This is a genomic window from Massilia sp. LC238, assembly GCF_000735635.1.
Lineage (GTDB): Bacteria > Pseudomonadota > Gammaproteobacteria > Burkholderiales > Burkholderiaceae_D > Telluria > Telluria varians.
The window spans coordinates 170990-184649 of the sequence record NZ_JNNN01000083.1 but is presented as its reverse complement, the minus strand read 5'-3'; the positions used below and the strand labels follow the sequence as shown (position 1 = coordinate 184649).

Below are 13660 nucleotides of genomic sequence, written 5' to 3'. Positions count from 1 at the left end.
TATGCACGACACCTTGTTTCCCGGTTTTCGCCCTTTTTCCGCCGTGACCGACGACGGCATCACGATCGCGGGCGTGAGCGGCGGCGCCGGTGCGCCGCTCCTGCTGCTGCATGGCCACCCGCAGACCCACGCGATCTGGCACAAGGTGGCACCGCTTCTTGCGCAGCACTTCACCGTGGTCGCCTGCGACCTGCGCGGCTATGGCGACTCCTCCAAGCCGCAAGGGGCGCCGGATCACGCGAACTACAGCAAGCGGGTCATGGCCGCCGACATGCTCGCAAGCATGCGCCATCTCGGCTTCGAACGCTTTCGCGTCATGGCCCACGACCGCGGCGCGCGCGTGGCGCACCGCCTGATCGCGGACCATCCGCAGGCGGTGGAGCGCGCGGTGCTGCTGGACATCGCCCCGACCCTGGCCATGTACGAAGGCACCACGGAGGCCTTTGCGCGCGCCTACTGGCACTGGTTCTTCCTGATCCAGCCGGCGCCGCTGCCCGAACGCCTGATCGAGGCCGACCCGGGCGCCTACCTGCGCGACGTGATGGGCCGGCGCAGCGCCGGCCTGGCGCCCTTCGATGCGCGCGCGCTGGCCGAGTACGCGCGCTGCCTGGCCTTGCCCGGCACGGCGCACGGCATCTGCGAGGATTACCGGGCCGCCGCCGGCATCGACCTGGAACACGACCGCGCCGACCGCGACGCCGGGCGCCGGATCGAGACGCCGCTGCTGGCCCTGTGGGGCGCGCATGGCGTGGTGCAGCGCTGCTTCGATCCGCTGCTGGAGTGGCGCAAGGTGGCGACGCGGGTCGAGGGCGAAGCCCTGGACTGCGGCCACTACATCCCGGAGGAAGCGCCCGAGGCGCTGCTGGCGCGGGCGCTGCGTTTCCTGCTGGCGTGATCCGTTCAGGCGCGCGCCACGCCCAAAAACACGTCCCTATAATCCTCGGCGCAGGACCGCGCGCCTGGATTCGCGGCCCTGTGCACGATGCGCTATGGGCCGGTACGCTCTTCGCCGGCAAAGTTCCCTCCATCACTTTGATCGGCACCATATGGACCGCACAGATGAGGACTTGTTTGCATCGACCGGCGACGGCACCGAGCCGCGCCGGCTGCTGGGTTTGCGTCAGGCAGTTGCCCTGATCGTCGGCGTGGTCATCGGCGCCGGCATCTTCAAGTCGCCCTCCATCGTTGCCGGCCTCGCCGGCAGTGCCGACTGGATGTTCGCCATGTGGATCCTGGGCGGCCTGGTCTCGCTGGTGGGTGCCCTGTGCTATTCCGAACTCACCACCGCCTACCCGCATCCGGGCGGCGACTACCATTTCCTGCACCGCGCCTACGGGCGCGCCACCGCCTTCCTGTTCGGCTGGGCCCGCTTCGCGGTGATCACCACCGGCTCGATCGCGCTGCTGGCCTTCGTGTTCGGCGACTACATGCAGCAGGCCGCGCCGCTCAGCTTCCTGCCCGCGGGATGGGGCGCGACCGCCTACGCCTGCGCGGTGATCGTCGTATTGTCGCTGCTCAACCTGCAGGGCTTGCGTGCCGGCGCCGGCGCCCAGATGTGGCTGACGCTGGCCGAGATCGGCGGCCTGCTGCTACTGGTGGCCGCCGCCGCGTTCTTTACCGACGGCGCCCCGGCAGCGGCGCCGTCGCTTGCCACGGCGGACGCGGCCGCGCCGGTCTCGTTCGGCATGGCCATGGTCTTCGTCCTGCTCACCTACGGCGGCTGGAACGAGGCGGCCTACATCAGCGCCGAGATCCGCGGCGGCGCCGCCAGCATGGTGCGCGCCCTCACCCTGTCGATCCTGATCATCACGACCCTCTACCTGATGGTCACCTGGGCCTGCCTGCAAGTACTCGGCATGCAGGGCATGGCCAGCTCCGAGGCGCTGGCGGCCGACGTCATGGGCGTCGCTTTCGGCGCCTCCGGGGAGAAAGTGATTTCGATCCTGGTCGCGCTCTCGGCGCTGACCTCGATCAATGCCACCATGATCGTCGGGGCCCGCACCGGCTTCGCCATGGGCCGCGACTGGCATTCCCTCCGCAAGCTCGGCCGGTGGAACGACGAGAACAGCACCCCGACGGTGGCGATGTCGATCCAGTGCGCCGCCGCCCTGGTGCTGGTCGGCATCGGGGTCGCCTTCGGCAGCGGCTTCAAGGCTATGGTCGAGTTCACGGCGCCGGTGTTCTGGCTGTTCTTCCTGCTCAGCGGCGTGTCGCTGTTCGTGCTGCGCCGGCGCGAGCCCGACCTGCCGCGTCCGTTCCGGGTGCCGCTGTATCCGCTGCTGCCCCTGCTGTTCTGCGCCACCTGCGCCTACATGCTCTGGTCCAGCTTGTCCTACGTGTACAGCCAGTCGCTCGGCGGGCTGAACGCGGCCTGGATCGGGGTGGCCGTGCTCGCCAGCGGATCGCTGCTGCTGTTCTTCCTCGACCGCAAGGACGGCATCGAGGCTGCCAAAACAAGATCCGTTCCCTAGTCCCATCTGAAGGAGTCCACATGCAAACCGACGAACGCCGCCGTACCCTGCTGCTGTCCGCCGCCGCCGCCGCGGGCACCATCCTGCTGCCGACCCGCGCGCACGCGCAAGCCCTGGCCGAGCCAGAGCGCCTCGACGTACCCTACGTGCCCACGCCCCAGGAGGTGGTCGACCGCATGCTCGAGATGGGCAAGGTCGGCAAGAGCGACGTGCTGTACGACCTCGGCTGCGGCGACGGCCGCATCGTCGTGACCGCGGCCAAGCACCGCGGCGCGCGCGGCACCGGCATCGACCTGAACCCGGTGCGCATCGCCGAGGCGAAGGAGAATGCGAAGACCGCCGGCGTGGCCGACCGCGTCAACTTCAAGGTGGGCGACCTGTTCCAGGCCGACGTGTCGCCGGCCACCGTGGTGACGCTCTACCTGCTGCCGTCGGTGAACGTCAAGCTGCGGCCGCGCCTGTGGCAGCAGCTCAAGGTCGGCACCCGCGTGGTGTCGCATGCCTTCGACATGGGACCGGAATGGCCACCCGAGAAGAAGGACGAAGTGGACGGGCGCACCATCTATTTCTGGACCATCACCCAGGCCAACAAGAAAGCCGTGAAGGCTTGAACGGCCGAGTGCCTGCCGGTCAAGGGCTGCTAGCCGCCGTTGCCGCAGCTTGCGACGGCACCCGAAGGGTCTCGCCGATGCGCAGCACGCCGAAGGCTTCCTCGCTCACGCCCTGGGCCCGGCGCGCGATCGCGAGGTCGCGCGGCGCCTGGTCGATGCGTTCCTGGCCCATCGGGAAGGTGCCCCAGTGCATGCCCACGCTGCGCCGTACGCCCAGCTCGCGGTGGATGCGGACCGCCTCGTCGGGACTGACGTGCGAATTGCGGTACCACACCGGCTGGTAGGCGCCGATCCCGATCGCGGCCAGGTCGAAGCCTTCGGGAAAGCGGGCGGCGATGTCCTGGATGTCCTTCGAATAGCCCAGGTCGCCCGAGAAGAAGAAGGAGAAGCCGGGACGGCTCACCGCCCAGGCGCCCCACAGGGTTTCGTTGCGGTCGTACAGGCCGCGCGCCGACCAGTGATGGACCGGCAGGAACTGCAGTTCCAGGCCGCGCAAGCTGGCCTTGTCCCACCAGTCGAAGCGGGCGATGCGCGAACGGTCGCCGCCGGTCACGTGCTGCGCCAGCCACAGGTCGACGCCCAGTGGCGCGTACAGCATGGGCGCGCCGCCCTTCTGCCGGTACAGCGCGCGCAGCGATGCCAGCGACAGGTGGTCGTAGTGCGAATGGCTGATCAGGATCGCATCGATGTGCGGCAGCGCCGAGAGGGCCACGCCCGGCGCCTGCTGGCGCTTGGGGCCGGCGAAGGACAGCGGCGAAGCGCGCTCCTCGAACACCGGGTCGAACAGGATGTTCACGCCGTTACCGGTCTGCAGCAGGAAGCTCGCGTGGCCGATCCAGGTCAGCGCCGGCTCGGTCTTGTTCGCATGGATGTAGCCCAGGTCGGCCGCCACGGTCGGCACCGGCGCCAGCGGCAGGCGTTCCGAGCCGTCCGAGGTCCAGTTCCTGATGCGCCCCGCCCAGCCCTCGAAGAAGCCGACTTTCGGCCGCTGGTAGGCGGGATTCGGCGGGTAGTTGTTGGCGAAGCCTTCGGGCCGGTGGTGCGGCTTGCTCGCGTCATAGTAGGGATTGACTTGCGCACAGCCTGCAAGCAGGGAGGCGGCAAGGACTGCACTCGGCAGGGCAAGGCGGACTGGCAGGGGCATGGAGGAGGTGAACGCTTGAAAAAGACGAGTATAAGGGAAGGCGTGGCATGCCTCCGGCGCAGTAGCGGAAGCGTCCCGGGCCGTGCAAACAAGATTTGCACATAGCGGCCTGGGTGTAAATAATATTTGCATAAAAGACAACAAATGCACATGCCGTACGCCGCGCGAGCATGGCGATCCCCATTTTGCCATTTCCTTATTGTTGCCCAGGATGTAAGCTACAGGGCCCAGCGCGAACGCTGGCGGCGCCCGCGGCCCATCCACCGCCCCGGGTGCTCCCGTCTGGCCACAAGCGGGACGTCCCGTGCGCATCCGCTGTCATTCTGCTACCGTAGGGAGGCAGCGGCGGCGCATCAGCCCGGCACCAGGTGCCGGAGCGACAGCGACCTCTTTAACTTTTCCGGCACCTTATTTGGCTGTTCACTATGACTTCTTCGACCGACCTTGACAACGCGCTTCCCCTCGACATGATCATCTTCGGCGGCATGGGCGACCTGGCGATGCGCAAACTGCTTCCCGCGCTCTACATGGCCTACCTGCACGGCAACCTGCCGGGGCAGACCCGCATCATCTCGACCGGGCGCCAGGAGTTCGACCGCGACGCCTATCTCCGCTTCGTCGAAGAGAATTCGCGTTCCTTCATCGCAGCAGCCAACTTCAACGAGAAGACCTGGGACGGCTTCCTGCAGCTGCTCGAATACGTGCGCCTCGACGTCCAGGCCGCGCCCGACTTCAGCGCCCTGGCGGCGGCCGCCCACCCGGGCGCGCAGCGCGTGTTCTACCTCTCCACGGCGCCGGCCCTGTTCACCACCATCTGCGCCAAGCTGGCCGACGCCGGCCTGGTCGACGCCAAGGCGCGCGTGGTGCTGGAAAAGCCGCTGGGACAGGATCTCGAGTCCGCCATCGAGATCAACGAAGCGGTCGGCAAGCACTTCGCCGAATCGCAGATCTACCGCATCGATCACTACCTCGGCAAGGAGACCGTGCAGAACCTGATGGTGCTGCGCTTCGGGAACTCGATCCTGGAACCGCTGTGGCGCGCGCCGAACATCTCGAGCGTGCAGATCACGGTGGCCGAGGAAGTCGGCGTCGGCAGCCGCGCCGGCTTCTACGACAGCACCGGCGCGATGCGCGACATGGTCCAGAACCACCTGCTGCAGCTGCTGTGCATCGTCGCCATGGAGCCGCCTACCTCCCTGTCGCCGGACGCGGTGCGCGACGAGAAGCTCAAGGTGCTGCGCTCGCTGCGCCGCCTCACGCTGGCCGACATCGCGCGCGACACGGTACGTGGCCAGTACGTGCATGGCGTCAGCGGCAACCAGGAAGTGGGCGGCTACCTCGAGGAAAAGAACGTCCCGGCCGACAGCAAGACCGAGACCTTCGTGGCCCTGCGTGCCCACGTCGACACCTGGCGCTGGTCCAAGGTGCCGTTCTACCTGCGCACCGGCAAGCGCATGGCGCGCCGCTCCTCGAAGATCGTGGTCGAATTCGCCAACCCGCCCTTCCCGCTGTTCCCCGACATGCCGGGCGGCGTCGCCAACCGCCTCGTGATCGAGCTGCAGCCGGAAGAAGCGATCAAGCTGCAGATCATGGCCAAGCAGCCCGGCAGCGGCATGCAGATGCAGCAGGTGGCCCTGAACCTCGACCTGCAATCGGCATTTCAACAGCGCCGCGCGGAAGCCTACGAGCGCCTGCTGATCGACGTGGTGCGTGGCCGCCTGACCCACTTCATGCGCCGCGACGAGCTGGAGGCCGCCTGGGCCTGGGCCGACCCGATCATCGAAGGCTGGAGCACGCTGGGAGAGAAGCCGCATCCGTATGCGGCCGGTTCCTGGGGACCGGCGGAAGCCTTCGCGCTGCTGGCGCGCGACGGTTTCGCCTGGGTCGAGTAAACCCTAGGACGGCACGGACCTGCGCCGCGCGCGCAGGATCCACGCGTACAGCAAGCCATTGATGACGAGCACGCCGACCGCCAACCCCAGCTGCAGGCCGCGCGTCATTTCCCCCGGATAAATCAGCGGCAACAGGTAGTGGTCGATGAAGCCGCCGCTGTAGCCGGACTCTCCGGCCAGCTGGCGCATCCGGTTCTCCACATGGGTCAGCGGGCAGACCGCGCCCAGCACCTCGATGCCGAAGCCCCAGGCGGCCGCCGCCAGGTGCAGCGGCAGCAGGCGCGGCCGGCGCAGCACCAGCAAGGCGCCGAACACGACGAACAGGATGAAACCGAGGTGCACGAGCAGCACCGCATCCGCAAGGAAACGATAGACCATGCTTGAACGGTCTTCCTGGAAACGATTGACCCAAGCAGTTTAATACGCCGCAAGCCCCCAATGCCATTCGACGCGTGCGCGATTGATGCCGCGCGCAAGGCGGCGTACAGTTGCTGGTCTTCGAACCCATTGAAAACACCATGCACGCCTTGACTCCGCAAGCCCTTGCCCTGCCCTCGTTTGCTTCGCTTGGAGCAAATCTACTCAAGAACATGGACCGCAGCCGCCAGGCGCGCGGCAAGCTGCTGGATCGCGCCGGTTACGGTCCGCAGGAAACCCCGTTCACCGTGCTGCACAGCGAACCGGGCCTGAACCTGCGCCGTTTCGGCGGCGCCGGGGTAGACGGCCCCGCCGTGCTGCTCGTCCCCGCGCCCATCAAGCGTTCCTACATCTGGGACCTGGCGCCCGAGATCAGCGTCGTGCGGCGCTGGATGGAGGGAGGCTACCAGGTCTACCAGGCCGAGTGGACGCCGCTTCCCCACGAAGGCGAAGACGAGGACTTCGGCCTGGACGACTACGGCGACCGCCTGCTGGCCGCCTGCCAGCGCGCCATCGAGCATGACAGCGGCAAGGCCAGCCTGAGCATCGCCGGCCATTCGCTGGGCGGCATCCTGGCGGCGATCTACAGCTGCCTGCACCCGGACCGGGTCGATGCCACGGTGCTGCTGGAGTCGCCCCTGCATGTCGAGAAGTCATCCTGCTGCTTCACGCCCCTGATCGACGCTACGGCGCATGCGCAGCCGATCGCGGACGCCTTCCGCCAGGTGCCGGGTGTGTTCCTGAACATGATGAGCGCCATCGCCGAGCCGCATGCCTTCCAGTACGAGCGCATGATGGACCGCTGGCTGTCGCTCGCCCACCCGCAACTGCTTGCCACCCACATGCGGGTGGAGCGCTGGACCCACGACGAATTCCCCTTGCCGGGCCGGCTGTTCACCGAGCTGGTCGAGCAGCTCTACCGCAAGGACGAGTTCATGCAGGGCGAACTGCGCATCGGCGCGCGGCAAATCGGTCCGCAAGACCTGCGCGCGCCCCTGGTCAGCGTGCTCGACCCGCGCAGCAAGCTGATTCCGGAGGCCTCGATGCGTCCCTTCCACGAGGCCGCGGGGAGCGAGCGCAAGTGCCTGCTGCACTACGAGGGCGACGTCGGCGTCAACCTGCAGCACGTGGGCGTGCTGGTCGGGAACAGCGCCCATGCGCGCATCTGGCCGGCGATCTTCGCGTGGCTCGCCGGCGCGCGGCAATTCCATAGCGCGGGCGCTCTCAGGGCCGCCAGCGCATCTGCAGGCGGACCTGCTCTTCCGTTTCGACCGTAAAACCCAAGGCCGCGTACAGCCGGCGTGCACCAAAATTGTCGGTGCGCACCGCCAGCGTCAGATCGCGCCCCTCCTGCGCTGTCTGGCCCTGCAGGCGGCGCAGCGCCTCGCCCGCGACCCCGCGCCCGCGCGCCTCGGGCATGACGGCGATATCGACCACCCGGATCGCCCCCGGCACGCTGGCCGTCACCAGGCGCCCCACCGACACACCGTCCAGTTCCAGCACCTCGTACAGCGCCTCGGGATAACTGCTACGGTAGCCGGCCACCTGCATCTCCCGCTGCATGGCGACGATGCCGTCGATGTAGCGCGGATCGGCGAGCAGGCCCAGCAGGTCGTCGCGGGTCGAGCGGTACAGGGCAAGGAAGAAGTCCTCGTCGGACGGCAGGGCGGGACGGATGTGCAGGGCGGCAAGAGACATGGCGGGAATGCTGGGCATGGTGGATGTTTCCCGGCAGTATATCCGGTAGCGGACTCGGCCACGGGCGCAGGCAATCTGCGCTACCATGCCGGGCATTCTCCCGCCATCACGAAACAAGGATCCACGTGTTACCCGTACTCGCTCTCGACGTGGGAGCCGCCATCAAGACCCTGGTGCTGACGCTCGACCTGTTCGGCACCTTTGTCTTCGCCCTCAGCGGCGCCATCGCCGGCGCCCGCCGCCGCCTCGACATCTTCGGGGTGCTGGTGCTGTCCTTCGTTGCCGCCAACTCGGGCGGCATCGTGCGCGACCTCCTGATCGGCGCCACCCCGCCGGCCGCGATCCGGGACTGGCGCTACATGGCCGTGTCCTTGCTGGCCGGCCTGGTCATCTTCTTCTGGTATCCGATCGTCAACCGGCTGCGCAATCCGGTGCTGATCTTCGACGGCGCCGGCCTGGCGCTGTTCTGCGTGGCCGGGGCGCAAAAGGCGCTGGTGTTCGGCGCCGACCCATGGGCGGCCGCCCTGCTCGGCATGTTGACCGGCATCGGCGGCGGCGTCGCGCGCGACGTGCTCCTCAACGACGTACCGGCAGTATTCCGCTCCGACATCTACGCTGTCGCCGCGCTGGCCGGCGCCAGCGTCGTCGTCCTCGGCGACGCGCTGCAATGGCCCGCCGCCCCCACCGCCATCGCCGGCGCCGCCCTGTGCTTCGGCCTGCGACTGGCCGCGATCCGCTTCGGCTGGCACCTGCCCACCGCGCGCCATCCGGATCAACCCGACGACGAGGCGAAGGACCCGAAGCACGGCGAGTATCGCTGAGCGAGCGTCCTCGAGCGGTCGGACCGAATTACGGGATACGCTTGTCGCACGCGCGCCGGGTTTACTCCAAAGCCCGGTTGCGTGATTCCAGGTCGACGCACAGGATCGCCAGTGCCGCAATGAGCAGGAAGCCGGCCAGCATCCCCAGCGCGAGCGTGAAATGGGTCGCCATCACCGGCGCGACGATCGCAGGCGCGAACAGGCCTCCAAACCGGGCGATGGCCCCGGCCGTGCCCATTCCGCTGGCGCGCAGGTCGGTCGGGTAGACCTCGGGCGTGAACGCATACAGCGCGCCCCAGGTGCCCAGCAGCGCAAAGCTCATCAGGAGGGTGGATCCGACCACCAGCCAGGTGGCGTTGCCCAGGCTGTAGGCCATGCAGCCGGCGGCGCTCACGAGCAGGAATCCGACCAGGGTCGGCTTGCGTCCCCAGCGCTCCACGCCATAGGCCGACAGCGCAAAGCCCGGCAGCTGCACCAGCGCCAGCAGGATCAGGAATTCCTGTCCGCGCATGAAGCCGAATCCCTCGCTGCTCAAGCGCACCGGCAGGTAGACGAAGACGCCGTAGTAGGCGACCGAGATCAGCATCCACGCCAGGAACAGGGAGACGCTGCGGCGCCGCAGCTGGCCGGCGAACAGCGCCGACAGCGGCTGCTTGCCGCCGGTGTCCGGCGCTAAAGGCGGAATCTCGACCTGGCGGCCGTTCACCGCGGCCACCCGCGCCAGCACGGCGCGGGCCTGCTGCCCCTTGCCGCTGCGGTTGAGGTACATGGGCGACTCGGGCACGAACAGGCGCAGGACAACGCCGACGAGCGCCGGCAGGCCGGTGACCAGGAAGATCACGCGCCAGGCATCCTCACCCCGTTGCTGCGCCACCAGGGCCAGGATGGCCAGCAGGATGGTGCCGACGGCCCAGAAGGACTCGAGCAGCACCAGCCAGCGGCCGCGCCGGTCGCTGGGCAGGAATTCGGCCATCATCGTGTAATCCACCGGCAGGGTGCCGCCGACGCCGACGCCGGTGAGGAAGCGCAGCACCAGCAGCCAGCCGAGGTCGGGCGCAAAGGCGGAGGCGACCCCAAAGCAGGCATCGATCAGCACCGCCGCCATCAGCACCGGCCGGCGCCCGATACGGTCCGCGAGGCGGCCAAAGCAGAAGGCGCCGACCAGCATCCCCACGAAGAACCAGGTCCCGGTCTGCAGCGCCTCGGGCAGCGGCACGCCGAAGGTCTGGGCGATCGACGGCGCACTGAAGCCGATCGCCAGCACCTGCATCGCGTCGGCCATCCAGACCAGGCCGAAGATGGCGAACAGCCGGTACTGGAAGCGGCCAACGCCGGCCGCCTGGATGCCCTGCTCAACTGTCGCCATCATCGTGGACATCGTCGTTTTCCCCTCTCATGGTCGGAGTGTGCAAGAAGAATCCATGGCGAACCGTGCAATGGAAAACAGTGGGACGAAAAAAATGCCTGCGATGCAGGCATTCTGGGGGGATGCTTGGGGTCTTACACGCCGACCATCGAAATGGCCTTGGTGTTCAGGTAGGACTCCAGGGCTTCCGGACCGCCCTCCGAGCCATAGCCCGAATCCTTGATGCCGCCGAAAGGCAGCTCGGCGCTCGGGGTGGCCGGCTGGTTGATCCACAGCATGCCGACTTCGACGCGGTTCATCAGGAGCTGGGCGTTCTTGATCGAACGGGTGAAGGCGTAACCGGCCAGGCCGTACGGCAGGCGGTTGGCTTCCGCGATGGCGTCTTCCAGGCTGTCGAAACCGCGCACCGCAGCCAGCGGGCCGAAAGGCTCGTCGTTGAACACGCTCGCGGCCAAGGGCACGTCGGCCAGCACGGTCGGCGCAAAGAAGTTGCCGGCCTCGCCGACACGCTCGCCGCCGGTCGCCACGACGGCGCCCTTGGCGCGCGCATCCTCGACGAACTGGGCCATGGCGCTCAGGCGGCGCGGATTGGCCAGCGGGCCAAGGGTGGTGCCCTCTTGCAGGCCGTCGCCCACTTTCAGGCCTTCGGCATGCGCCACCAGCGCGCGGGTGAATTCGTCCTTGATCGCGTTATGCACCAGGAAGCGGGTCGGCGAGATGCACACCTGGCCGGCATTGCGGAACTTGGCGGCGCCGGCCGCCTGGACGGCGAGGGCCACGTCGGCATCCTCGGCGATGATCACCGGGGCATGACCGCCCAGCTCCATGGTGACGCGCTTCATGTGGGCGCCGGCAAGGGCGGCCAGCTGCTTGCCGACCGGGGTCGAGCCGGTGAAGGTGACCTTGCGGATGATTGGATGCGGGATCAGGTAGCCGGAGATCTCGGCCGGGTCGCCGAATACCAGGCCCACCACGCCAGGCGGCACGCCGGCATCGACGAAGCACTGGAACAGGGCTGCCGGCGAGGCCGGGGTCTCTTCCGGCGCCTTGCACAGGAAGGAGCAGCCGGTGGCCAGGGCGGCGGCCAGCTTGCGCACGACCTGGTTGATCGGGAAGTTCCACGGGGTGAAGGCAGCGACCGGGCCGACCGGCTCCTTCAGCACCAGCTGCTGGGCGGCCGGGTTGCGCGACGGCACGATACGGCCGTAGACGCGCATGCCTTCGGCCGCGAACCAGTCGATGATCTCGGCGCCGGCCATGGCTTCCATCTTGGCTTCGGCCAGCGGCTTGCCCTGCTCCTGGGTCAGCAGGCGGGCGATGTCGCCGGCGCGCTCGCGCAGCAGGTTGGCGGCGCGGCGCATGGTGGCGGCGCGCTCGGCGGCGGTAACGTTACGCCAGGTCTCGAAGCCCTTTTGGGCGGCGGCCAGGGCGCGGTCCAGGTCGGCAACGCTGGCGTGGGCCACGGTGCCGATCGACTGGCCGGTGGCGGGATTCACGACCGGGATCGTCTTGCCGCCCGTGGCGTCTTGCCATTCGTTGGCGATGAGGAGTCGGGTATCGGGATAGCTGGAAGTCGTCATGGAGCGTCGCGTCCTTTGTTCAGATGGCCGGAAATGAAAGAATTGACATCATAACCTTTGTCGGAACACCCTGCAGGCCCCAGGCCTGAGTCGCGCCAGAAACGCGAAGGCCCCTGGTACACAGGGGCCTTCAAGCAGCGCTTCCTCATCCAGGCCGGCGGACGCGGCAACCCGGCTTGCTTACAGGTAGTAGGCGCCGCCCACGGTGTAGGGCTTGCCGGCGAATTCGAGCGCGCGACACAGTTTCCTTCCCAGGGTAGCCATCAGCTTGCGCAAGGTATTGCTGGTGGCGGGACGGATCGAGTCGATGGTAGCGGCGTTCATATGAATTCCTTTTGATTTGATGCGATGGCAATGAACGCAGGATAAGAGCAACAGAGAAATTAGTCCAATTGCCATTCCAGATCTCGACCATAATCAAAATATATAATTCAGCTGGGTGGACTGGTCTGTGTTATCACGCCCGGGCATACCCCTGCCGGCGTTCCCGGATATCTCAGTCGCGCACTCCTGCTGCGGCGTCTCCAGGCGCAAGCCTTCGAGAGCGGCTCCCTAATGCGATCCGGACCTCACCGGACAGCATCCAAGCCTGGTCGATGCGCCTGCCCCATCCGCCTGCGCCCCCGATCCCGGCCAGAGCAAGGCAGGCAGCTTTACCAACGCCATCGCCGAAGCCAAGCGCAAGCTGGCCGACTCCCTTGGCATAGCTTCCGAGAAGATCGAGATAACCATCCGCCTCTGAGGGAGCGGCTCAGGGCAGCGCCAGCACCGTGTGCGGCAGACCGGGCGTATCGACCCGGAAGGCGAACAGGCCACCCGCCAGCGGCTGCTCGCGGCGCTGCTCGGGCGACAGGCCCTTCCAGGCGGTGGTGACATAGGCAGTGCGCAGGTCCTCGCCGCCGAAGGCCAGCTTGGTGATGTTCGTGCACGGGAACCGCACGCTGCCGACCAGCCGTCCCGCCGCCGTGTAGCGTTCGATCCGGCCGGCGCCGAACAGGGCGATCCACAGGTGGCCTTCGCGATCGACCGCCATGCCGTCCGGGCGGCTGCCTTCCGGCAGCTGCAGGAACACCCGCTTGCCGGCCAGGCTGCCGTCCTCGCGCAGCTCGAAGGCATACACGCGGCGCAGCGGCGTATCCGTGTGATACAGGGTCTTGCCGTCCGGGCTGATGGCGGGGCCATTGGTGATGATGTAGCCGGCGTCGGCGCGCGACACGACGCCGTCCCGACCAAGGCGGTACAGCGCGCCGCTCGGCTCGAGCTGGGCGTCGTCCATCGAACCGAACCAGAGGTTGCCGCCGGCGTCCACGTGGCCGTCATTGAAACGATTGCCCGGCACGTCGTCCTCGACCTTGCGCAGCGGCGTGAATTCGCCACCGGCCTCGTCGAAGCGGTACAGGCCGTCTTCCAGCGCGCAGACCATGGCGCCGCCCGATGCAGGAACCACGAAACCGGGCTGGCCGGGCGCTTCCCAGCTGCGCCGCCCGCTGCCGTCCGCGGCGCAGCGGTGGATGCGCCGGCCCTTGATGTCGACGAACCAGACCGAACGCGTGGCGGCGTGCCAGAGTGCGCCCTCGCCCAGGTGGGCGCCCAGGTCCCAGATGCATTCCGGTGTCATTGAAGCCATGGTCTTGAAAGTAGTGTCGCCGGTCATGCTCAT

Annotated in this window: 13 protein-coding genes; 6 read left to right on the top strand and 7 right to left on the bottom strand. The window is 67.8% G+C overall.

The window, feature by feature from the left end:
* Position 1 precedes the first annotated feature (1 nt).
* The 3 genes from FG94_RS25590 (at position 2) to FG94_RS25580 (ending at position 3082) form a co-directional block, all read left to right on the top strand.
* Positions 2-895, top strand: coding sequence for an alpha/beta fold hydrolase (locus tag FG94_RS25590; RefSeq protein WP_036217602.1), 894 nt, complete (start codon positions 2-4; stop codon positions 893-895).
* Positions 896-1046: 151 nt separating this feature from the next.
* Positions 1047-2471, top strand: a complete 1425-nt coding sequence (locus FG94_RS25585) for an APC family permease (protein WP_051997118.1) — start codon at positions 1047-1049, stop codon at positions 2469-2471.
* A 20-nt stretch (positions 2472-2491) separates the two neighbouring features.
* On the top strand, positions 2492-3082 hold the full coding sequence (locus FG94_RS25580; RefSeq protein ID WP_036217601.1) for a cyclopropane-fatty-acyl-phospholipid synthase family protein: 591 nt from the start codon (positions 2492-2494) through the stop codon (positions 3080-3082).
* Positions 3083-3101: 19 nt separating this feature from the next.
* On the opposite strand, the gene FG94_RS25575 is transcribed toward FG94_RS25580, so the two are convergent.
* The gene (locus FG94_RS25575; RefSeq protein WP_036217599.1) at positions 3102-4226 is read right to left on the bottom strand and encodes an MBL fold metallo-hydrolase; all 1125 of its coding nucleotides are present in this window, start codon (positions 4224-4226) and stop codon (positions 3102-3104) included.
* Positions 4227-4651: 425 nt separating this feature from the next.
* Between FG94_RS25575 and zwf the strand changes: the two genes are divergently transcribed.
* Entirely contained in the window at positions 4652-6118 is a 1467-nt protein-coding gene (gene zwf / locus FG94_RS25570) for a glucose-6-phosphate dehydrogenase (RefSeq protein ID WP_036217597.1), read from the top strand.
* Between the two features lie 3 nt (positions 6119-6121).
* Here the strand turns inward: zwf and FG94_RS25565 are convergent, their stop codons facing one another.
* Positions 6122-6496, bottom strand: coding sequence for a DUF2784 domain-containing protein (locus tag FG94_RS25565; RefSeq protein ID WP_036217594.1), 375 nt, complete (start codon positions 6494-6496; stop codon positions 6122-6124).
* A gap of 140 nt (positions 6497-6636) precedes the next feature.
* Between FG94_RS25565 and FG94_RS25560 the strand changes: the two genes are divergently transcribed.
* Positions 6637-7812: an alpha/beta fold hydrolase gene (locus FG94_RS25560; RefSeq protein WP_051997122.1), complete on the top strand. Its 1176-nt coding sequence runs from the start codon at positions 6637-6639 to the stop codon at positions 7810-7812.
* Here FG94_RS25560 and FG94_RS25555 read toward each other — a convergent pair.
* Positions 7760-8251 (bottom strand): GNAT family N-acetyltransferase, encoded by a 492-nt coding sequence (locus tag FG94_RS25555; protein ID WP_051997117.1) that lies wholly within the window; start codon positions 8249-8251, stop codon positions 7760-7762. The genes FG94_RS25560 and FG94_RS25555 overlap by 53 nt on opposite strands.
* Before the next feature lie 107 nt (positions 8252-8358).
* On the opposite strand from FG94_RS25555, the gene FG94_RS25550 reads away from it, so the two are divergent.
* Complete coding sequence (locus FG94_RS25550) at positions 8359-9054, top strand: trimeric intracellular cation channel family protein (protein WP_051997116.1); 696 nt, start codon at positions 8359-8361, stop codon at positions 9052-9054.
* Positions 9055-9115: 61 nt separating this feature from the next.
* Here FG94_RS25550 and FG94_RS25545 read toward each other — a convergent pair whose 3' ends face one another.
* From FG94_RS25545 to FG94_RS25535, 4 genes are all read right to left on the bottom strand, one after another.
* Complete coding sequence (locus FG94_RS25545) at positions 9116-10432, bottom strand: MFS transporter (RefSeq protein WP_036217588.1); 1317 nt, start codon at positions 10430-10432, stop codon at positions 9116-9118.
* Between the two features lie 122 nt (positions 10433-10554).
* Entirely contained in the window at positions 10555-12000 is a 1446-nt protein-coding gene (locus FG94_RS25540; protein WP_036217585.1) for an NAD-dependent succinate-semialdehyde dehydrogenase, read from the bottom strand.
* Positions 12001-12180: 180 nt separating this feature from the next.
* Positions 12181-12324 (bottom strand): hypothetical protein, encoded by a 144-nt coding sequence (locus FG94_RS27765; protein WP_156923444.1) that lies wholly within the window; start codon positions 12322-12324, stop codon positions 12181-12183.
* A gap of 427 nt (positions 12325-12751) precedes the next feature.
* On the bottom strand, positions 12752-13654 hold the full coding sequence (locus FG94_RS25535; RefSeq protein WP_229446068.1) for an SMP-30/gluconolactonase/LRE family protein: 903 nt from the start codon (positions 13652-13654) through the stop codon (positions 12752-12754).
* Between the last annotated feature and the right edge of the window lie 6 nt (positions 13655-13660).